Origin of the sequence: Archangium lansingense, assembly GCF_026626635.1 — a bacterium.
Taxonomy (GTDB): domain Bacteria; phylum Myxococcota; class Myxococcia; order Myxococcales; family Myxococcaceae; genus Archangium; species Archangium lansingense.
Map to the genome: position 1 here is coordinate 9,205,201 of NZ_JAPNKA010000001.1, position 19,831 is coordinate 9,225,031.

General features: G+C 68.3%; 17 protein-coding genes. 10 read left to right on the forward strand and 7 right to left on the reverse strand.

From position 1 onward, the window contains the following. Positions 1–26: 26 nt before the first annotated feature. Positions 27–1,211 (reverse strand): ABC transporter substrate-binding protein, encoded by a 1,185-nt coding sequence (locus OV287_RS36245; RefSeq protein ID WP_267538605.1) that lies wholly within the window; start codon positions 1,209–1,211, stop codon positions 27–29. Between the two features lie 105 nt (positions 1,212–1,316). After that, positions 1,317–2,291 (reverse strand): AraC-like ligand-binding domain-containing protein, encoded by a 975-nt coding sequence (locus OV287_RS36250; RefSeq protein ID WP_267538606.1) that lies wholly within the window; start codon positions 2,289–2,291, stop codon positions 1,317–1,319. 125 nt (positions 2,292–2,416) lie between these two features. On the opposite strand from OV287_RS36250, the gene OV287_RS36255 reads away from it, so the two are divergent. After that, the gene (locus OV287_RS36255; protein ID WP_267538607.1) at positions 2,417–3,406 is read left to right on the forward strand and encodes a carbon-nitrogen hydrolase family protein; all 990 of its coding nucleotides are present in this window, start codon (positions 2,417–2,419) and stop codon (positions 3,404–3,406) included. Between the two features lie 71 nt (positions 3,407–3,477). Here the strand turns inward: OV287_RS36255 and OV287_RS36260 are convergent, their stop codons facing one another. Then, the gene (locus OV287_RS36260) at positions 3,478–4,851 is read right to left on the reverse strand and encodes a sensor histidine kinase (RefSeq protein ID WP_267538608.1); all 1,374 of its coding nucleotides are present in this window, start codon (positions 4,849–4,851) and stop codon (positions 3,478–3,480) included. A 206-nt stretch (positions 4,852–5,057) separates the two neighbouring features. Here OV287_RS36260 and rpoZ point away from each other — a divergent pair, with 206 nt between their 5' ends. Beyond that, a complete protein-coding gene (gene rpoZ / locus OV287_RS36265; RefSeq protein ID WP_267538609.1) occupies positions 5,058–5,306 on the forward strand; it encodes a DNA-directed RNA polymerase subunit omega in 249 nt (82 codons plus the stop codon). Here rpoZ and OV287_RS36270 read toward each other — a convergent pair. Genes OV287_RS36270 through OV287_RS36280 form a run of 3 tightly spaced genes read right to left on the reverse strand, consistent with a single transcriptional unit; the run spans position 5,303 to position 7,072 of the window. Further along, positions 5,303–5,785 carry an NUDIX hydrolase gene (locus tag OV287_RS36270; protein ID WP_267538610.1) on the reverse strand — a complete coding sequence of 161 codons (483 nt, stop codon included), beginning with the start codon at positions 5,783–5,785 and terminating at the stop codon, positions 5,303–5,305. The two genes, rpoZ and OV287_RS36270, sit on opposite strands and share 4 nt — an antisense overlap. Positions 5,786–5,820: 35 nt before the next feature. Beyond that, entirely contained in the window at positions 5,821–6,462 is a 642-nt protein-coding gene (locus OV287_RS36275) for a hypothetical protein (RefSeq protein WP_267538611.1), read from the reverse strand. Positions 6,463–6,478: 16 nt separating this feature from the next. After that, on the reverse strand, positions 6,479–7,072 hold the full coding sequence (locus OV287_RS36280) for a hypothetical protein (protein WP_267538612.1): 594 nt from the start codon (positions 7,070–7,072) through the stop codon (positions 6,479–6,481). A gap of 406 nt (positions 7,073–7,478) precedes the next feature. Here OV287_RS36280 and groES point away from each other — a divergent pair, with 406 nt between their 5' ends. The 8 genes from groES (at position 7,479) to rsgA (ending at position 15,759) form a co-directional block, all read left to right on the forward strand. Beyond that, complete coding sequence (groES, locus tag OV287_RS36285) at positions 7,479–7,769, forward strand: co-chaperone GroES (protein WP_267538613.1); 291 nt, start codon at positions 7,479–7,481, stop codon at positions 7,767–7,769. Between the two features lie 46 nt (positions 7,770–7,815). After that, the gene (gene groL, locus OV287_RS36290; protein ID WP_267538614.1) at positions 7,816–9,465 is read left to right on the forward strand and encodes a chaperonin GroEL; all 1,650 of its coding nucleotides are present in this window, start codon (positions 7,816–7,818) and stop codon (positions 9,463–9,465) included. 172 nt (positions 9,466–9,637) lie between these two features. Next, positions 9,638–9,895, forward strand: coding sequence for a glutaredoxin 3 (gene grxC / locus OV287_RS36295; RefSeq protein ID WP_267538615.1), 258 nt, complete (start codon positions 9,638–9,640; stop codon positions 9,893–9,895). 112 nt (positions 9,896–10,007) lie between these two features. After that, positions 10,008–10,415: a hypothetical protein gene (locus OV287_RS36300; protein ID WP_267538616.1), complete on the forward strand. Its 408-nt coding sequence runs from the start codon at positions 10,008–10,010 to the stop codon at positions 10,413–10,415. A gap of 73 nt (positions 10,416–10,488) precedes the next feature. Then, positions 10,489–11,514: a hypothetical protein gene (locus OV287_RS36305; RefSeq protein ID WP_267538617.1), complete on the forward strand. Its 1,026-nt coding sequence runs from the start codon at positions 10,489–10,491 to the stop codon at positions 11,512–11,514. Between the two features lie 123 nt (positions 11,515–11,637). Beyond that, positions 11,638–13,029 carry an FHA and sigma-54 interaction domain-containing protein gene (locus OV287_RS36310; protein WP_267538618.1) on the forward strand — a complete coding sequence of 464 codons (1,392 nt, stop codon included), beginning with the start codon at positions 11,638–11,640 and terminating at the stop codon, positions 13,027–13,029. A 39-nt stretch (positions 13,030–13,068) separates the two neighbouring features. Next, a complete protein-coding gene (locus OV287_RS36315; RefSeq protein WP_267538619.1) occupies positions 13,069–14,262 on the forward strand; it encodes a hypothetical protein in 1,194 nt (397 codons plus the stop codon). A 411-nt stretch (positions 14,263–14,673) separates the two neighbouring features. Further along, positions 14,674–15,759, forward strand: coding sequence for a ribosome small subunit-dependent GTPase A (rsgA, locus tag OV287_RS36320; protein ID WP_267538620.1), 1,086 nt, complete (start codon positions 14,674–14,676; stop codon positions 15,757–15,759). Positions 15,760–15,825: 66 nt separating this feature from the next. Here the strand turns inward: rsgA and smc are convergent, their stop codons facing one another. After that, positions 15,826–19,425 carry a chromosome segregation protein SMC gene (gene smc, locus OV287_RS36325; RefSeq protein ID WP_267538621.1) on the reverse strand — a complete coding sequence of 1,200 codons (3,600 nt, stop codon included), beginning with the start codon at positions 19,423–19,425 and terminating at the stop codon, positions 15,826–15,828. Between the last annotated feature and the right edge of the window lie 406 nt (positions 19,426–19,831).

A 19,831-nucleotide genomic window follows, 5' to 3' on the forward strand; every position in this document is an offset into this window, starting at 1 on the left:
GGAAACCCGACACGGCATGTCAGGTCTCACGGCGTCACGGCGGCGGCGAACCGGCGCTTGCCTTCGCGAATCGTGAGAATGACGGCGGGCTTCACGGGGTTGCGGTCCGCGTCCAGGGTGAGAGTGCCGGTGGCGCCGGGATGGTCCTTGGTGCTCGCGAGCGCGTCGCGGATGTCCGGGCCCGAGAGGGACTTCGCCCGCTCGATGGCCGCGAGCGCCACCTTCGCCGCGTCGTAGCCCAGCGCGGAGGCGGCCTCGGGAGAGCGGCCGTAGCGCTCGCGGAACGAGGCGATGAAGCGCTGGAGCTCGGGCGCGGGGTTGTCCTCGGCGTAGTGCGACGAGTAGTAGGAGCCCTCCAGCGCGCCACCGGCGAGCTCGAAGATGCGGTCCGACTCCCAGCCATCCCCGCCCAGCAGCGGCTGGGTCAACCCCATCTCGCGCGCCTGACGGGCGATGACGCCCACCTCGCTGTAGAAGCCCGGCAGGTACAGGGCCTGGGGCTTCGCCTTCTTCACCGCCAGCAGTGGCGCGCGGTAGTCCGAGTCCCCCTTGGAGTAGCTCTCCACCGCCACCACCGTCCCGCCCAGCTTCTTGAAGGCCTCGGTGAAAGCCTCGCTGAGACCAAGGGAGGAGGCGTTCTTGACGTCGTGCAGTACCGCCACGCGCTCGAGCTTCAGGTTCTCCCGGGCGAAGCGGGCCATGGCCGCACCCTGGAAGGGGTCGATGAAACAGGTGCGGAAGATGAAGTCCCCCTTCTTGGTGACATCCGGGTGGGTGGACGAGGGCGTCACCATGGGCACTCGAGCCGCCTGCACCGAATCGGCGATGGCCAGCGAGCCGGATGAGGTCACGTCTCCGAGGATGAGCACCACCCGATCCTGCGTGAGGAGGCGCTTGGCAGCGGCCACTGACTCCTCGAGCTTGCCCTGGGTGTCATAGGAGCGGAGCTCCACCTTGCGGCCCTTCACGCCGCCGGCGGCGTTCACCTGCTCCACGGCGAACTGGATGCCATCGCGCACCACCGTGCCGAACGAGGCCTCCGAGCCCGTGAGACTCCCCAGCATGCCGATGACGATCGGCCCCTGTTCGGTGGGGGCTTTCTGCTCCGACGTGGCTGTCGCCGGAGCGGGGGCCGACGGTGGCGGAGACTTCCGCTCGCAGGCGAGGGAACACAGAGCGACGGCGGCAATCAGCGGGAGGACGCGGTGCATGGTGGCTCTCGGGGGGCGAACTCTGTCATGAACGCCCGTGGCGGGCACGGTCTCGCAAAAGTTGTCCAACAGTTGGACAACTTCGTGAAGAGCGCGGCCGGGAGGTCAGCCGGTCTCAGTGGAACCGGCGGAGCAGGCCCGCGCGCGGTACTCCTTCGGGCTCATCCCGAAGCGCTGCTTGAAGGCGCGGCTGAAGTGGCTCGCGTCGTTGAAGCCCCAGGCGAAGGCGATCTCCGAGACGCTTCGTCCCGCCTGGCGGGTATCCCGGAGCGACGCGGCGCAGCGCACCAGCCGACGCTCGCGCAGCCAGTCCCCCATGGAGCACCCCGAGAGCTCGAACAGCCGGTGCAGGTAGCGCACGGAGATGTGGTGCGCGGCGGCGAGGTCCGCGGGAGACAGCTCCGGCTCGGACAGGTGCTCCTCGAGGTACGCCTGGAGGCGCCTCAGCCGGGCGAGGTGTGCCGGAGAGGCGGGTTCATCCTCGGGTTCGGAAGGCGTCCCGAAGGCCAGGGCGAGCAACCCCAGCACCTGCTCGACGATGGTGGGGGCGCTGCGGACATCCAGAGCTCCGGCCTGCTCCCCGAGAGAGCGCAGGAAGTCCGCGGCGAGTCGCCCCACCCCGGCACGCCCGTTCACGGACACCGCCATCGCCGCCCGCGGAGCGACCAGCCGGGGCAGCAACCGCTGGCGTGGGAAATGGAACACGAGCTGTCGGAAACGGCTGTCGAAGAGGAGCCGGTACGGACGCGTGCTGTCGAACATCACCAGGTCCCCCGGTGACAGCCATGCCAGGCGCTCGTCCTGCTCCACCGCACCCATTCCCTCGAGGTGGAGGCAGGCCATGATGAGGTCCGGGTCCGAGCTCGCGATGGACTGGCACGAGCGCACCACCTGCTGCGGATCCGCCGTGATGTCCGTCACCACCAGGCCGCCCACCTGCGTTGCGTCGAGGCATCCCTGGAATGGGCCCGACTCCTCGCGCCGGGTGTCCAGGGGCACGAACTGCCGGCAGACCACCTCATGCCAGAAGTCGAACTGCTCGCGCGCCGGCACCCGCGCCGTCGTCAGGAGGCTCCCCATGCTCCGAACGCTAACGGCCCCGCGCCCCGCCACGCGAGCCCCCTCCAGGCCTCTGTGCGCTTCCGGTCAAGCCGCCGTGCGCTCCTGGTCAAGCCCTGCGCATGAGCGCGCGGTACCCATGGGCCATGACAACGACCCATCCTCGATTCAAGGCCGCGGCCGTCCAAGCCGCTCCCGCGTTCCTCGACCTCGACGCTGGTGTGGACAAGGCCGTGCGCCTCATCGCCGAGGCCGCCAGCAACGGAGCCTCGCTCATCGCCTTTCCGGAGACCTGGCTGCCCGGCTATCCGTTCTGGGTCTGGCTTGGCTCACCCGGCTGGGGCATGCAGTTCGTGCAGCGCTACTTCGACCAATCGCTCGAGGCGGACGGCCCACATATGGCCCGGCTGCGCGAGGCGGCCCGGCAGAACAACATCCACGTGGTGATGGGTTACAGCGAGCGCTCCGGGTCCAGCCTCTACATGGGGCAAGCCCTGATCGGCTCCGATGGTGGGCTCATCGCGGCGCGGCGCAAGCTCAAGCCCACGCACGCCGAGCGCACGGTGTTCGGCGAGGGCGACGGGGGAGACCTGAAGGTGCACGCCACGGCGCTCGGCAGGCTGGGGGCACTCAACTGCTGGGAGCACCTCCAACCGCTGGTGAAGCAGGCGATGTACACCCAGGGCGAGCAGGTACACGTGTCCGCGTGGCCCAGCTTCTCGCTCTACCGGGACATGGCGTATGCGCTCGGCCCCGAGGTGAACCTTGCCGCCAGCCGGATGTACGCCGTGGAGGGGCAGTGCTTCGTCATCGCCTCGTGCGCCACGGTCTCCAAGGAGATGACGGCCTTGCTGTGCGACGCGCCGGACCGGGCGAAGATGCTGCTGGCCGGAGGCGGCTTCGCGATGCTCTTCGGCCCGGATGGCCGGGCGCTGGCGCAACCGCTGGACGAGCACACCGAGGGCCTCCTCTACGCGGACATCGATCTGGGGCTCATCCCGCTCGCCAAGGCGGTGGCGGACCCTACGGGGCACTACTCGCGCCCCGACGTGCTCCGGTTGATGTTCAACGACACGCCGCATCGGCTCGTGGAGCGCTTCGAAGCGGAAGCACGCGAGACCGAACAGGCCGCGTGAGAGCACCCGTCGGTCCTTCGCTGAGGCTCATCGGACGCAACCCAGGCTCAAACGACCAACAGCCCCGCCCGTCAGGCGGCTCCGCGCGCCTCACCCTCCGGCTCGGTGGCAGGCGCCTCCGAGCGCCCAGCCCGGCTCACGGGGAGTTCGATGCGCAGGCGTGCGCCGCCTTCTGGACGATTGCTGGCGGACAGCGCGCCGCCGAACTGCTCCACCAGCTCGCGCGACAGGGTCAGGCCCAAGCCGGTGCCCTTGTCGGGACTCTTGGTGGTGAAGAAGGCTTCGAAGAGTCGAGGCAGCACGTGCGGGGCAAAGCCGGGCCCGTTGTCCTCAACGAGCAGCACCACGCACTCCTGCTCCGCGCGGCCCACCAACCGCACCTCGCTGCTCGGCACCGGATGAGACTCCAGCACGTCTCCAGCGTTGATCAGCAGGTTGAGCACCACCTGGACCAGCCGCTGCCGCACGACGAAGATCTCCGGCAGGTCCGTGGGCACGTCCACCTGCAGGAACGACACGTGCTTCAACCGGAGCGAGGCCAGCTTCATGGCATCCGCCACCACGTCCACCAGCGCGCACGCCGTGGGCTCGTTGGCGTCCATGCGAGCAAAGCCCCTCAGGTCCGCAACAATCTGCCGGATGTGCTGGATGCCCACCCGCGTCTCCGCGAGCACCTCGGCCAGCTCCTCCCGATCCAGCTCCCGCGCCTCCACCAGCTCGGTGTGGACGAAGTTGACGTTAGAGCCTACGTAGGCCAGCGGGTTGTTGATCTCATGTGCCACACCCGACGCCAGCCGCCCGACGATGGCCAGCTTCTCCGACTGGGCCCGGCGGTGCTCGCTGAAGGCCAGCGCCTCGAGCGCCTCGCGGCGGGCGCGCTTGAGCCGGCCCTGTTGCTCCACCTGCTGGGCCTGGAACGTCTGGTGGGAGAAGTACGCCGCGAGCATGGCGATGCCCACCACCACGGACAGCCAGGTGAGCCACTGATAGAAGGAATGGTTCCCCCTCCACAGGAGCAGGGCGGTACCGGCGACTCCCACCGCGCCGCTCACGAGGACGGCCCGCACGTGCCGCCGGTAGATGAGGGTGATGGCCAGCGGCAGGACGGGCACCATGATGAAGTAGGGACCCCCCAGGCCATCCATCTCCATGGAGAGTGCCAGGACGCAGACCGTGGAGATCAGCGCGTTCAGGACCGTGAGCAGGCCCACCCAGGGCCTGGGTACCACGCGGACCAGGTACGTGTAGCCCAGCATGCTCGAAGCCCAGAGCACGCGGACCCCCAGCATCCAGGGAACGAAGCGGCCCAGGTAGAGGGCATCCACCCAGGCGAAGACGAGGATGGTCACGCACAGCACCCAGACGATCCGCAGGCTCCACACGCCCCCCGGCCGGACGGCTTCAAGCTCAAGCTGCTCCGGCTCTGTCTCGGGGGAACGGAGCATGGAGGAAGTCTCGTGAGGGGAGGTCCAGGGCATCGACGGCCGGGCGAGTCCGTGCAGGCCGTCCGAAGGGTAACACACAGGCGGCCGAGGGCCCGCGCCCCTTCCCATGCCCGGCAGCGGACCTCATCCTTCCTTGACTCGGTAGGGGTCACTCTCTAGGTTGATCCCCTTCTCCTCAGTCGTACTTAGTGAAGGACGTATCCCACATGGCTCGCGTCACAGTCGAAGACTGCCTCCCCAAGGTCGACAACCGCTTCGCGCTCGTGCTGCTGGCGGCCAAGCGCGCCCGTCAGCTCATGGCCGGCGCTCGCCCCATCATCGACACCTCGAGGAACAAGCCCCCCGTGCTCTCGCTGCGCGAGGTGGCCACCGGCAAGGTGAAGTTCGACCGGGACGTGCGTGAGGCCCTTACCGGCAAGTACGCCTCGTCCGAGCAGAAGGCCAACGGCCTCTAGTCGCCGGAGCCCTCCGGGCGTATCACCCCGGAGAGGGCGAGGGTGGCCCCCGCGCGCAGCAGCATCCTGGCCGCGCGCGCGGCGATGGCCTTCTCGCCCTTGTAGCCCAGCAGCGCCGCTACCCGCGTCAGCGGCACCCAGCGCGTCTCGTCCACCTCTACCCGGTGCCCCGCGTGCTGGATGTCTCCCAGCAGCCCGGACTCGTAGCGGAACAGGTAGAAGTGCACGCGCTTGAAGATGCGCTGGCCGCGGAACTGGTAGACGTAGCGGATCTCCCCCAGCGGCGCGACGAGCGTGGCCTTCAGGCCCGTCTCCTCCCACACCTCCCGCACGGCCGTCTGCTCGGGCGTCTCCCCAGGGTCCACATGGCCCTTGGGAAGCGCCCATAGGGAGCGGCCGTGGGGCCGGATGACGGCCACCTCCAGCTCGCCCCCCTGGTCTCGGATGACGACTCCTCCGGCGGACGCCTCACGGGGCATATGGCGAGAAGTTAACCGATGCCCGGCCCCCGCGGTCAGGAGACTTGTCCGAAGTGCCGCAGCTTGGCTTCTGCGCCCAACCGGTACGCGTAACGCAAGTCCGTCAGCAGCCGCTCCAGCCGCCTCCCCATCACGTGTCCCATCAGCCGAGAGCAGAAGTTGCGCGACAGCCGATTGGCCTCCTCGTACCGCCAGCGCTCCGCCTCGGACAGCTTCTGCCGGTAGGACACCCGGTCGAACAGCCTCCTCAGCAGCTCCTCCGCCCACGCCCCCACCCCGTCCCCCCACCGGTGCAGCAGGCACAGGGCGAACTTGTCCACCTCCGCCTGCGCCTCCAGCTCCAGCAAGGACACGGTACGTCCATGTACGGCCGTGTGTGTCACATAGACGAAGTGGGAAACGCCCTCGGCGAGCTGGCAGAAGCCATCCAGCTCCTGATCCAGCAGCGAGGCCACCGGGCCGCTCTCGTAGGGCTTGAGGCGGAGGAGCAGCGCGGGGGCGAGGTACAGGGCGAGCTCCAGCTCCCCGTCCCCCTCATAAATGAGGAGCTCCTCCTCACAGCGTCCGGTGGCGCCGAGCTGGGCGGCCGCCTCGGTGTCCACCACGAAGCCCTCCGCCCGAGCGGCGCAGGTAATGCCGTAGATGGCCTCCAGGTGTTCCTGCACGCGGCCGATCATTCATGGCCTCCTGGCTTCAGTTCGGCAGGCCCTTGGGCAGCACCAGGCCGGCATCCACCAACACCTGCTCCAGCTTGTCGTTGCCCGTGCGCACCCAGCTCTCGTACACCTTGAGGGTGCCCGAGGGGCCGTTCTGCACCAGCCCGCGCGCGGCGATCTCCTCCAGCACGTCCACCAGGGCGCGGAAGCGGGCACTCAGCTCCCGGTAGACGGCGGCGAAGCCCGCGGCGGGAGCCAGGTCCGCCAGCTGCCCGTAGGCCGCCCCGCCCATCTGGATGTAGTAGTCCTGGCCCACGGGGCCCTCGCGCAGCGCGCCAGAGAAGAAGCCGGCCTGGTAGAGCGAGACGTCGCCCAGCCGCCGCAGCGTGCGGATGCGCTCATCGCGCTGCTGCTGCAGCGAGCGGTGGTAGAGCACCGCCAGCGGCTCCTGCTCCTTGCGCCCGTCCTCCCCCTTGCTGAACAGGTTGTCAGTGCAGGCGAACTCAGCCAGCAGGTTCACCAGGTAGAACTCGGTCGTCTCGCCGACCGCGAGCTTCTGGCGCCGAATGACTTCCTCCAACAGCGCCTTGAAGAACTCCTTCAACGACGGGGCCGTCACCAGTTGACTCATGGACTCTAGACCTCCAACGCCCCCGAGGTTTGGCGGGCCGGGGACGCCACGTAAAAGTTACCAACGCCCCCCGACACGTTGCAAAAAGACCCCCAGTCATTCCGGGCACTTACGCTGGCACTCGACCCTCGCGACTGCCAGAACCGGTGGCGCGCCACCCCCACTTGGACCAGGACGTCCACAGGAAGACAGAGAGGAAAATCCCAATTGTGACGGGGACTTGGCAGAAGCCCTCCCCACAGTCCCGGCTCGCTTGACGGGTCAACTTCGCTGGTTATTATCCCGCGCGCTCGCTGATTGGCACTCGCGAGGTGCGAGTGCTAACGGCCCGGGCCAAGAGGCCCTTTTTCCCACAACCCCATGGGCGTTCCGTACGCCGGGGCGCCCCAGCTGAAGGAGACAGACCATGAAGATTCGTCCTCTGCAGGATCGTCTGATCGTCAAGCGCGTGGCCGAGGAGAACAAGACCAAGGGCGGTCTGTTCATCCCCGACACCGCCAAGGAGAAGCCCCTCGAGGGCCACGTGATTGCGGTCGGCAACGGCAAGGTGCTCGAGGACGGCAAGGTCCGCCCGCTCGACATCAAGGCCGGCGACACCATCCTGTTCAGCAAGTACGCGGGCACCGAGATCAAGATCGACGGTGAGGAGCACCTCATCCTCCGTGAGGAGGATGTGCTCGGCGTGATCGAGAAGTAGTCCCCGCTTCCGCTCCTCAACTCTCTACCCAAAGGAATCAACCAACATGGCGAAGGACATTATTTTCGACGTCCGCGCTCGCGAGGCCATCCTCCGCGGCGTGAACATCCTGGCCGACGCGGTGAAGGTCACCCTGGGCCCCAAGGGCCGCAACGTGGTGATCGAGAAGTCGTTCGGCTCGCCGACGATCACCAAGGACGGCGTGACCGTGGCCAAGGAGATCGAGCTCGAGAACAAGTTCGAGAACATGGGCGCGCAGATGGTGAAGGAGGTTGCCTCCAAGACCTCCGACGTGGCCGGTGACGGCACCACCACGGCGACCGTGCTGGCCCAGGCCATCTTCCGCGAGGGCGCGAAGCTGGTGGCCGCCGGTCACAACCCGATGGACATCAAGCGCGGCATCGACAAGGCCGTGGCCGCCATCGTGGCCGAGCTGAAGAAGCTGGCCAAGCCGACCAAGGACAAGAAGGAGATCGCCCAGGTCGGTACCATCTCCGCCAACGGCGACACCACCATCGGGCAGATCATCGCCGATGCGATGGAGAAGGTCGGCAAGGAGGGCGTCATCACGGTGGAGGAGGCCAAGGGCCTCGACACCACCCTGGACGTGGTCGAGGGCATGCAGTTCGACCGCGGCTACCTCTCTCCGTACTTCGTGACGGACCCGGAGCGCATGGAGGTGGTGCTGAACGACTGCCTCATCCTCATCAACGAGAAGAAGATCTCCTCGATGAAGGACATGCTCCCCATCCTCGAGCAGGTGGCCCGCTCCGGCAAGCCGCTGCTGATCATCGCCGAGGACATCGAGGGCGAGGCCCTGGCCACCCTGGTGGTGAACAAGATCCGCGGCGTGCTGAACGTGGCCGCGGTGAAGGCGCCGGGCTTCGGTGACCGCCGCAAGGCCATGCTCGAGGACATCGCCACCCTGACGGGCGGCCGGATGATCGCCGAGGACCTGGGCATCAAGATGGAGACGCTGACGCTCAACGACCTGGGCAAGGCCAAGCGCATCACCATCGACAAGGACAACACCACCATCGTCGACGGTGCGGGCGCGCAGAAGGACATCGAGGCGCGCGTGAAGCAGATCCGCGCCCAGATCGAGGAGACCACCAGCGACTACGATCGCGAGAAGCTCCAGGAGCGTCTGGCGAAGCTGGTGGGCGGCGTGGCCGTCATCAACGTGGGCGCCGCGACCGAGACGGAGATGAAGGAGAAGAAGGCCCGCGTGGAGGACGCGCTCAACGCGACCCGCGCCGCCGTGGAGGAGGGCGTGGTCCCTGGCGGTGGTGTGGCCCTGCTGCGCTGCTCCAAGGCGCTGGACACCCTCAAGGTGGACGCCGGTGAGAAGTTCGGCGTGGACATCATCCGCCGCGCGGTCGAGGAGCCGCTGCGCCAGATCGTCGGCAACGGCGGTCTCGAGGGCAGCGTCATCGTGAACAAGGTCAAGGAAGGCACTGGCTCGTACGGCTTCAACGCCGCCACCAGCGTCTACGAGGACCTGCTGGCCGCGGGCGTCATCGACCCGGCCAAGGTGAGCCGCTACGCGCTGCAGAACGCGGCCTCCGTTGCCTCCCTCATGCTGACCACCGAGGCCATGGTGGCTGAGCGCCCGAAGGAGGAGAAGGACATGCCTGCCGGCGGCGGTATGGGCGGCATGGGTGGTATGGGCGGCATGGGCGGCATGGGCATGTAGTCGCCCCCCAGGTACCGGAGCGCGGGTCCGCTCGCGCTCCGGTGTCTCTCGGACGGCCTCCGGTTCCCTCGTGGACCCGGGGGCCGTTCGCGTTTCAGGGAGCCGAGCGTGCGCCGGGTGGCGTGGCGTCTCCCTGCCTCTTAGTTTGGAGGAAGACACGAGGAGAACACGCGTGAAGCCTGTGAAAATCTATACCACCACCTATTGCGGCTACTGCGTCCGGGCCAAGGATCTGCTGACGCGCAAGGGGGTGAAGTACGAGGAGCTGGACGTCACCGGTGACGACGAGATGCGCTCGAAGCTGGTGGAGATGAGCGGCGGCCAGAGGACCGTGCCGCAGATCTGGATCGGCGAGACCCACGTGGGTGGCTACTCCGATCTGGCCCGGCTGGAGACCGAGGGGCGGCTCGACCCGATGCTCCAGGCCTGAGCCTTCTGGCTGTGGATGCCCGGGGGCAGGCGGCCAGCCGTACACCCCGGGCATCCCCCCTCCACCGTGCGCAGGTTGCCCGGAGCAACTCGCGCATGAACGGAGGTAGACGATGGCAGAGGCAGGGGAACAGGTCACCGGGACCAGGGACGAGAACTACGACGTCATCAGCGTGCTCCACCACTGTCTCAAGGCGGCCTCGGCGGTCGACCAGTACATCCAGGACGCCGAGCAGAGCGGTGACCGCGAGCTGGTGGACTTCTTCCGCGACTACCAGGAGTCCCAGAGGGACCTGGCCGAGCGCGCGAAGAACCTGCTGGGCGCGCGGCTGGCCCGGACCGAGGGCGTGAAGGCCAGCGGTGGCAAGAAGCGCCAGGCCCAGAAGTCGGCCCAGGGCCGCGTCTCCCCCGGGGCCCAGACCAATGCCGCGGTGAATTCCGGCGGCCGCCCGGACGATGACATCGTGGACGAGGAGTCCAAGGAATCCTTCCCGGCCAGCGACCCGCCCGCCAGGTACTAGCAGGCACCGCACGACGGGTTGAGCGTCCCGGGGGCTAGACTCCTCTGGGACGCTTCGTCTTCACTGCCGGCCCGTGAAACAAGCCAGATCGCTTCTCGCGTGCGCCCTCCTGTTCGCCGCCTTGGGTGGAGTGGCGTGCCAGACGGCCTATCGGGCCCACCGCGACATTCCTCCCGAGCTCACCGCCCATGCGGTGGTGGTGTACCCCTTCGGCTTCCGCTGGCCGGAGCCCGCCTGGCGCTCCTTCGAGCTGAGTCAGCGGCTCATCGACGTGGCCCTCGCCGAGGCCGGTGAGCAGGCCCTCTTCTTCGGCCCCTCCGAGTTCAAGGTGTACCGCCCCCAGGAGGACAACGCCTGGGTAGCGAGCAACGCGGTGTCGCGCCTGGTCTCCTCCGGGGTGCGTCCGGACCAGGCACTCGTCCTGCGCCCCTGGGCGGAGCGGCGCGTCCACTCCGTGCAGCGCGAGTCGCATGATGTGGCGGGCCGCCGCGTGGGCACGGGCAGCGTGGAGGAGACGGCCTTCCTGGGACACGTGGAGGTGCTGCACCCCTCCAGCGGCCGCGTCCTGGTGGAGGTGACGGGTGAGGCCGTGCCGGACCCGTTCGCCGAGCACTCCGACGAGGGGGCGGATCCATCGCCCGAGCTGACGCGGCTGATGGTGGGCCTCACCCGCGAGGCGCTGGCGGCCCTGGACGAAACCCTGCGCCCACCTCGGCTCCCTACCCCGCCCCTGGCCGGGGAGGTGATCCTGATTCCCTGGGAGACCTTCACGTATTCCGAGGAGGGCCGCCCCGCCTTCGCCCCGGAGCTGGCCGCCCTGGATGCCCTGGACGCCGAGGTGGTGCGCCAGCAGCGGCTGCGCTTCGCCAACCCGGGCCTGGCGCCCAGAGAGCTGACTCAGCTCGCCCGGATGCCGGCGGGCCTGTACGTGCTCGAGGCCCCCGCCGGAGGGAAGCTCGCTCCTGGAGAGCTGGTGGTCGGCGTGGAGGAGGGCCCCGCCCTGCCCCAGACACTCGCCCGCATGCGCTTCTCCCTCGTCCCCACCCGGGTCCGTGTTCGCCGCCCTGATGGGAATGTTGCCGAGCGGTTGCTGCCCTGATGCACCGCCCCCACACACCCCGACACTAACGCTTGCTCCCGGAGTACTACACCCATAAACAGGAAACTCCCGCGACGCTGGCGGAGTGCCCAGCCCGCCGACCCGGGGTGGAGGTCTACGCCAATGATCGACAACAGACCTGAGGTCACTCAGACCGTGCAGAGCCCCGAAGGGCGCTCGACACGAATCCAAGTGCGTGACTGGACGGTGGAGGTGGTGGCTGGCCCGGACAAGGGCAAGAAGGTCACCACACAGGATGCGCTGCTGCGCGTGGGCTCGGATGTGGCGAGCGATCTCGTGCTGAGCGACCAGACGGTAAGCCGCCGGCACATCGAGTTGGAGCGCACCAGCAAGGGCATTGTCCTGCGCGACCTGGGCAGCCGCAACGGCACTTTCCTGGAAGGACACCAGGTGATGCAGGCACTGCTGCAGCCGGGTGACAAGGTGATGGTGGGCAAGACGAAGCTGGCCATCAAGCAGGAGGCGCGCGCCACCGAGGTGGAGGTGATGGGCGGGGCGGATGCCTTCGGGGCCCTGGTCGCGGCCTCGGAGAAGATGCGCGTTGTCTTCGCGCAGCTGCGCGGCATCGCCCGGGAGGACATGAACCTCCTGCTCGAGGGCGAGACGGGCACTGGCAAGGAGCTGGCCGCACGCGCGGTGCACGAGCACTCGCGCCGGCGGCACGGCCCCTTCAAGGTGGTGGACTGCAACCTCATCACCGAGGAGAAGGCCGAGCGCGAGCTGTTCGGCGGCCTGCGCTCCAACGGCGAGGACGAGGACAAGGGCGCCAAGGGAGTCTTCGAGGCGGCCCAGGGCGGCACCCTCTTCCTCGATGAGGTGGGCGAGCTGCCGCTGTCCCTGCAGCCCAAGCTGCTGCGCGTGCTGGAGTCGCGCGAGGTGCCCTCGCTGGACGGGGCGACGGTGCCGGTGGATGTGCGCGTCATCGCCTCCACGCACCGCAACCTCGAGGAGGACGTGCGCCAGGGCCGCTTCCGGGCGGACCTCTACTACCGGCTCGCGGTGGCGCGCGTGCGCCTGCCCCCGCTGCGCACCCGGCGCGAGGACATCCCCGCGCTGGCCCAGTCGCTGCTGCGCGGCCTCAAGTCCTCCTTCGAGCTCACCCCCCAGACGCTCGCCCTCTTCGAGGGCTATGACTGGCCCGGCAACGTGCGCGAGCTGCGCAACGTGCTGGAGCGTGGTGCTCTCATGCAGGAGACGGGCAACGTGAGCTGGCTGGACTTCATGGCCCAGCCCGAGACAAAGCCCGAGGGTCAGCAGCAGCCCACCACCAGCGTTGCCGCGCTCGTCACCGGCATGCCCTACCACGAGGCCAAGGACCGGGTGGTGGCCGACTTCGAGCGGCTCTACTTCGCTGAGGTCATGCGCGTGTCCAACTTCGACATGAAGACGGCCGAGCAGCACACCGGCCTGTCCATGCAGAGCCTCTACCGCCTGCTGAAGAAGAATGGGCTGAGGTTGAAGGATCTCAAGAATGCCGAGGGACTTGATAAATAGCCCTCGCTTTTCCCAAACCCCAAGGGAGTTTCCCAAATCATGATGCGCCGTATCGCCATCGCCACCGTCCTCCTCGCCGCAGGCTGTGCCGGCCAGCAGGCGGCCCAGAAGAAGCAAGGCCCGACCACCACCGAGGAGCGGTTGCGCATCACCAACCAGCCTCCGTTCGACGTGGCGGTGTGCCAGCCCAAGGCACTCAGCCTGCCTCAGCCCCCCAACGAGGGCATCCTCGTGGGCGCGCTCCTCACCACCCGTCCCGAGGTGATGGAGTGTCTGGTGGACCCCAAGTCCCGCGGTGAGGCCGAGTCCACCCGCGTGGTGGTGAAGACCACCGTCACGGACCAGGGTGGCACCCACGCCATCACCGGGGAGAACCTCACCCCCGAGGGCACCGCCTGCATTCAGAAGGCAGTGGATGCGCGCGTGCCCCTCACCGCCCTGGCCAAGGGCGCGCAGCCGGTGACGGCCGAGAGCACCTTCGTCCACGAGGTGAGCAACAGCGCCAGCGTCAAGTTCGGCATCAACCCGGGCTCGGACTTCTCGGGCGCCGTGCGGCTCTCCGAGTCCACCTGGTGCGAGTGCTACGCGCCCTTCACCACCAAGGCCCCGCCCCAGCTCAAGGCCTCCGTGGACCTGAAGAAGGAGTCGGCGACCGCGGCGGAGATCGTGTTCGAAGCCACCAACACCCCCGAGGGAGATCAGCTCGCCGCCTGCCTCCAGGCCAAGATGATGACCCTGCCGGTGAAGCTCGAGGTGACCGAGGTGAAGTTCCCCTACCGGTTCACCCACTTCCACTCGCAGGCCACCGAGGCCTCGCCGGACATGACGCCGGAGCTGCGCTTCTACCAGCTGGACCTGCTGCGCAATCAGCGCGCCGCGAACACGGCCATGGCCCTGGGCACCCGCTCCAACGCCGCGGAGACCTACGAGGAGGTGCTCACCCGCTTCCAGAAGACCCCCCAGCGCAAGCAGTACGACATGCTTTCGGAGCTGACCTCCAAGTGCAACGCGCTCGTCGAGACCTCCAAGAAGTCCGTGGAGGCTTTCACCGGGCAGCTCCAGGCGGAGCAGCAGGCGCTGGCCAACGTCCAGGAGCTCAAGGCCAAGGACGCGGCCTGGGGTGAGCTCGAGGGCAAGCTCCAGGAGGTCGTGACGGCCGCCGAGCAGGATGTGAAGAACGCCCAGGAGCGGCTCGCGGCCGACCAGAAGGCGTGCCCGAAGGTCAGCTACTAAGCAGTCCGCCGAGCGCCTCTCGCGGGGAGTTTCGGCCCAGGGGCCCGACAGCGGGTCCAGCATGACGAAGGCGCGGCGCCCTCCCGACGGGTTCCGCGCCTTCTGTGTTTCCGGGGGCCGGTAGTCAGGCCCCGTCCCAAGCCGAGCGCCCGGGCAGGCCTGGGGTATTGCCCTGACGCCAGCGGCGGATTAGGGATGCGGGTATTGGGTGGCGAGGGACGCCGCCCCATGAGTCTCCGGAGGCATCCATGAACGCTCCCATTGTGCTTGCCGTGGTTGACGTCCTGTTCGCCCAGGGGGCGCGGGCCGCCTAGCCGGCCGAAGGTCCGACGCAGCGTGGTTCCGCTCCTTGCTGGGCGCCCTTGAATCCTCAGGTGCGCCACCGGCACCACTCTGTCCGGAGTCCTTCAAGTGTCCCTCGAATCCCTCGGCTGGGGTCTCGACCTCGCCAACGCTTTTTCCATCCTCCTCACCCAGCTCTCTCCTTCTCTCGTCCCAGGGCGCGTCGTGCGCCAGGAACGCGGACTGCTCACCCTCCAGACCGCCGAGAGGACCGTGCTCGCACGGCCCTCGGGACGAATCCTCCACCACGCCCACGGAGCCGAGGCGCTGCCCACCATTGGTGATTGGGTCGCGCTCCAGCTCCCTCCCGGTGATGGCGAGGCCCTGCTCCACGCCGTCATCCCCCGCCGAGGCGTCCTCATGCGGCGCGAGGCGGGCCACGAGCACGCGGGTCAACCCATCGCCGCCAACCTCGACGTGGTGTTCCTCGTCACGGGGTTGGATGGCAACTTCAACCCTCGCCGCATCGAGCGGGCGCTCACCCTGGCGTGGAACAGTGGGGCCACACCCGTGGTCGTCCTCAGCAAGGCCGACCTCGAGCCAGAGGTGGCCACGCGGGTCCTCGAGGTCCAGGAACTCTCCCCGGGCGTGACCGTGCTCGCGCTGAGCACGCTCATGGGAGAGGGCATCGAAGAGGTGCGCGCACAGCTCCCCGCCGGAAAGACGGGCGCGCTGCTCGGCTCCTCGGGCGTGGGCAAGTCCACCCTCGTCAACCACCTGTTGGGCGAGTCGCGTCTGGCCACCCAGGCCGTCAGCGCCGAGGGCGACAGGGGCCGCCACACCACCACCCACCGGGAGCTGTTCGTGCTTCCTCACGGCGGGCTGCTCATCGATGGGCCCGGCATGCGCGAGCTCGGACTGTGGGGCGAGGACGAAGGGCTCGGCCACGCCTTCGCGGACATCCTCGCGCTGGCTGACGGCTGCCGCTTCCGGGACTGCACCCACCACAACGAGCCGGGATGCGCGGTGCTCGCCGCCCTGGAGACCGGGGAGCTCTCTCGTGAGCGGCTCGACAGCTACGAGAAGCTGCGGCGCGAGCAGGCCTGGCAGGCCCGGCAGTCGAGCCCCGCCGCGCAACGCGAGCAACGCCGTCATGAGCGGACTCTGACCCAGATGGGCTGGGAGCGCTCTCGAGCCAAACGGCGCGGGGATTGAGCTGAAAACGGCGAAGGCGCGGGACCTGGACTCAGGTTCCGCGCCTTCTCCTTCTCACAGGGGTGTTTAGGCGGCGGTGATGTTGTCGTTGGCCGCCGTCGCCTCGCGCAGCTTCACGCTCACCAGCTTGGAGATACCCGGCTCCTCCATCGTCACGCCGTACAGCGTGTCCGCCACCTCCATGGTCCGCTTGTTGTGCGTGATGAGGATGAACTGCGACTGCTTGCTCATCTCCTTCACCATGTCGTTGTAGCGGCCCACGTTGCCCTCATCCAACGGCGCGTCGACCTCGTCCAGGAGGCAGAAGGGCGTCGGCTTGATGAGGAAGATGGCGAAGATGAGCGCCACCGCCGTCAGCGCCTTCTCGCCGCCCGACAGCAGGTTCATGCTCTGCAGCTTCTTGCCCGGCGGCTGCGCGACAATCTCCACGCCCGGCTCCCCACCCTGCCCCTCGTTCGTCAGCACCAGGCTCGCCCGCCCGCCGCCAAACAGCCGCGGGAAGATGGCCTGGAACTTCTCGTTCACGATGTCGAACGTCTGCTTGAAGCGCTCCCGGCTCGACGCGTCGATGCGCCGGATGGCCTCCTGCAGCTTCTCCATCGACTCCGACAGATCCTTCTTCTGCGTCAGCAAGAACTCCGACCGGCTCGTCAGGTCCGCGTGCTCGTCGATGGCCGTGAGGTTGATCTCCCCCATCTTCTCCACCTGCGCGCGCAAGTCCTTCAGCTCCTCCTCGGCCTCCTCGCTCAGCGACGGCAGCAGGTGGTACTTGTGCACCTCCTCCTGCAGCTCCGTCCCGTGCCGCTCGCGGATGCCCGCCACCAGGTGCTCCAGCTCCAGGGCGATCTCCCGCTCACGCAGCGAGTTCTGCGCCAGGCCCTGGGTGAGGCCCTCCAGCTTCGTGCGCAGCTCGCGCAGCACGTTGTCCTGCTCGCGCACCTCGGCCGAGGCCGTGCCGTGCGCCGCGCGACGCGACTCCAGGACTCCGGCCGTCACCGCCAGGTCCTCGCCCTTCTTGGCGCGCTCCGCCTCCGTCTCGGAGATGCGGCGCTGGAACTCCTCCACCCGCGACGAGCCCTCGCGCACCGTGGTCTCCAGCTTGCGCACCCGGTTGGCCATCTCCTCCTTCTGGGCCAGCAGGCTCTCCAGCTCCTTGCGGGCGGCGTCGCCACGCTCGCCACCGGCGGCCACCTTCACCTTCAGGCTGGTGAGGTTGTTCGTCGCCGTCTCCGCCCGCTGCTTGAGCGACTCCAGCTCGCCCACCAGCTGCTTCACGCGCTCCTCGCGCGCCTCGCGGTCCGCCTGGCCGTGTGCCACCTCGCCCCGGCTGTTCTCCTCCTCGTGCGCCAGCCCGTCGTACATCTGCGTGAGCTGCGCCTCGTCCGCGTCCAGCGCCCGGAGCCTGTCGCGCACCCGCGCCAGGTCCTCGCTCGCCTTGTGCAGGTCCTTCTCCTGGCTGGCGAGGCTCAGCTCCTCGGCGTGCTGGTTCTTCGCCAGCCCCTTGAGGACGTCCTCCGTGTCCCCCATCTGCTTCTGCAGCGTGTAGTGCCGGGTGAGGATCTCGTTGTAGCGCTCCTCCACCCGAGCCACCTCGGAGGCCAGCTCGACAATCTCGCGCTTCTTCTGCAGCGCACCCACGGCGACGCCCTCGCGCTCGCCGCCGGTGATGGTGCCGTCCGGGCGGAACACCTCACCGTCCAGGGTGACGAGCGTGCACGTGGAGCCCTCGGCCTCGGCGTACGCCTTGGCCACTCCCAGGTCCTCCACGATGATCACGTCCCCGAGGATGAGCTGCACCACGGGCTTGAGCGTCTCCTCGCACGTCACCTCGTCGATGGCGCGGGCCAGCACACCGGGACGCGACACGTCCGGCTGCACGGCGGAGGGCACGCGCTCGAGGGCGGGTACTGGCAGGAAGCTGCCACGGCCCTCGACGGCGGACTTGAGGTACTCCACCAACTCCACGCCCTTGTCGCGGCTCTCCACGACGACGTGCTGCAGCCGCTCGCCCAGCACGGCCTCCACCGCGCGCTCGTAGCGCGGCGTGGTGGAGATGACGTCCGCCACCAGGCCGAAGATGCCCTGCTGCCGAGCCTCTTCACCGGCGCGCACCATCACCGCGCGCACGCCCTTGTCGAAGCCCTCGTAGTCCTTCTGCAGCGCCTCCAGCGAGCCCAGCCGGCTGCGCTTGTCGCTCAGCTCCTCGCGCAGGCCGATGACCTGGACCTCGTTTTCCATGAAGGCCTGACGCGTGCGCATCAGCGCCTCTTCCTCATGGCCCTTGCGCTCGGCCAGCTCCAGCGACAGGTGGCGGCTGTCCTCCACCCTGCGGGCCACGTTCTGGCGCACGTCCTCGAGCTGCTTCTCCTGCTCGCGCAGCGCGTCCGCCTCGGCGCGGTTGCGGGTGCGCCGGGCCTCCAGGTCCGTCTTCTGACGGGCCAGGTTGACGAGGTTGCTCTCGTGGTTGGCCAGGCGGCTCGCCACGGTGACGACCGCCGCCCGCTCCTGCTCCAGCCGCAGGGAGATCTCCGCCTGCAACTGGCTCACCCGGCGCAGCTCCTCCTGCGCCACCTTCATGGAGACCTCGTCCTCCTTCCACGAGCCGGCGATGTTGCTCAGCTCGGACTCGCGGGCGGCCATGGTCTCGGCCAGCTCGGACTGGCGCGAGCTGACGGTGTGCAGCTCGGTCTCGGACTGCGCCACCCGGGCGCTCGTCTCCTCCAGGTCCTTGCGCCAGTAGGCCAGGTCCTGGTCCGCGCGCTGCACGGCGCTCTCCAGCGTGTGCACCTCGGCGGAGAGCTTCTGCAGGGCCTCGGTCTCGGACTCCAGCGCGGTGCGGCGGTTGGTGATCATCACCTCCAGCTCGCGCAGCTTCTCGAGGTTCTCGCGCTCCTCGCCACCCAGGCTGTTGAGCTTCTCGCCCAGCATCTTGGACTCGGCGTGCAGCGCCAGGAAGCGGTGCGAGGCCGAGTGCAGATCGATCTCCCGCATGCGCGCCTTGAGCTTCTTGTACTTCTCGGCCTTCTTGGCCTGGCGCGAGAGGCTCTCCAGGCGGCGCTCCAGCTCGCCCGTCATGTCCGAGACGCGCAGGAGGTTGGCCTGGGTGGCCTCCAGCTTGCGCTCGGCGGCCTTGCGGCGGGACTTGTACTTGGTGACGCCGGCGGCCTCCTCGATGAGGTTGCGCCGGTCCTCCGGCTTGCTGGAGACGATGAGGCCCACGCGGCCCTGCTCGATGATGGAGTAGGCCTTGGTGCCCACGCCGGTGCCGAGGAAGAGCTCGGTGATGTCCAGCAGGCGGCAGATGGTCTTGTTGATGAGGTACTCGGACTCGCCGCTGCGGAAGAGGCGGCGCGTCACGGTGACTTCCGGGAGGCCGGAGAGGTGAACGGGGAGCGTGTCCGTCTCGTCCACGTGGAAGGTGAGCGACACCTCGGCCATGGACAGGGGCGGCTTGGACTCCGAGCCGTTGAAGATGACGTCCTCCATGCCGCGGCCGCGCAGGTTCTTGGCGCTCTGCTCGCCCATCACCCAGCGGATGGAGTCCACCACGTTCGACTTGCCACACCCGTTGGGGCCGACAATGCCCGTCACGCCGTCGTCGAACGTGAAGACGCTGCGCTCCATGAACGATTTGAAGCCAGTGATATCCAGGCGCTTGATTCGCATGTGAAACGTGCTCCCGAGAGGTGAGCGGGCGGGCAGGAAAGCGTTCCGGAGGCCGAAAAATCGGCCTCGGAGCGATCAGACGAGTAGCACGCTGGATCTCAGCCGATCAAGCATGACCCTGCCATGCATGACGATATGCGAGCAGGCAAGCATGGCGCCCACCGGCCTGACGACCGGGGGGTTGTACGGGCGAGAACAGACCCTACCCTTCCTCATCCGATTCCACAGGCGACCTCCTCTCGGGCCCCTGCCTGCTCTCTCGCTCCTCGTGAGAGCAGCCTCGCGGGCATAGCAGGTCGGTCTGACACGGCCGCTCCCCAGGCGAGCAACCGCTGGAGGACGCGCTACGAACCGCTACAGGCCTGACCCATCCTGTCTCCTCCTGCTTCAGCTGACGGCCGACGGA

What these genes read in the sequence shown, in the direction of transcription:
- OV287_RS36310 (WP_267538618.1), top strand. Translation starts at nt 11,638, where the DNA reads ATGATCGACAACAGACCTGAGGTCACTCAGACCGTGCAGAGCCCCGAA.
- OV287_RS36300 (WP_267538616.1), top strand. Translation starts at nt 10,008, where the DNA reads ATGGCAGAGGCAGGGGAACAGGTCACCGGGACCAGGGACGAGAACTAC.
- OV287_RS36275 (WP_267538611.1), bottom strand. Translation starts at nt 6,462, where the DNA reads ATGATCGGCCGCGTGCAGGAACACCTGGAGGCCATCTACGGCATTACC.
- OV287_RS36270 (WP_267538610.1), bottom strand. Translation starts at nt 5,785, where the DNA reads ATGCCCCGTGAGGCGTCCGCCGGAGGAGTCGTCATCCGAGACCAGGGG.
- groL (WP_267538614.1), top strand. Translation starts at nt 7,816, where the DNA reads ATGGCGAAGGACATTATTTTCGACGTCCGCGCTCGCGAGGCCATCCTC.
- rpoZ (WP_267538609.1), top strand. Translation starts at nt 5,058, where the DNA reads ATGGCTCGCGTCACAGTCGAAGACTGCCTCCCCAAGGTCGACAACCGC.
- OV287_RS36315 (WP_267538619.1), top strand. Translation starts at nt 13,069, where the DNA reads ATGATGCGCCGTATCGCCATCGCCACCGTCCTCCTCGCCGCAGGCTGT.
- groES (WP_267538613.1), top strand. Translation starts at nt 7,479, where the DNA reads ATGAAGATTCGTCCTCTGCAGGATCGTCTGATCGTCAAGCGCGTGGCC.
- OV287_RS36260 (WP_267538608.1), bottom strand. Translation starts at nt 4,851, where the DNA reads ATGCTCCGTTCCCCCGAGACAGAGCCGGAGCAGCTTGAGCTTGAAGCC.
- OV287_RS36245 (WP_267538605.1), bottom strand. Translation starts at nt 1,211, where the DNA reads ATGCACCGCGTCCTCCCGCTGATTGCCGCCGTCGCTCTGTGTTCCCTC.
- OV287_RS36280 (WP_267538612.1), bottom strand. Translation starts at nt 7,072, where the DNA reads ATGAGTCAACTGGTGACGGCCCCGTCGTTGAAGGAGTTCTTCAAGGCG.
- OV287_RS36250 (WP_267538606.1), bottom strand. Translation starts at nt 2,291, where the DNA reads ATGGGGAGCCTCCTGACGACGGCGCGGGTGCCGGCGCGCGAGCAGTTC.
- OV287_RS36255 (WP_267538607.1), top strand. Translation starts at nt 2,417, where the DNA reads ATGACAACGACCCATCCTCGATTCAAGGCCGCGGCCGTCCAAGCCGCT.
- smc (WP_267538621.1), bottom strand. Translation starts at nt 19,425, where the DNA reads ATGCGAATCAAGCGCCTGGATATCACTGGCTTCAAATCGTTCATGGAG.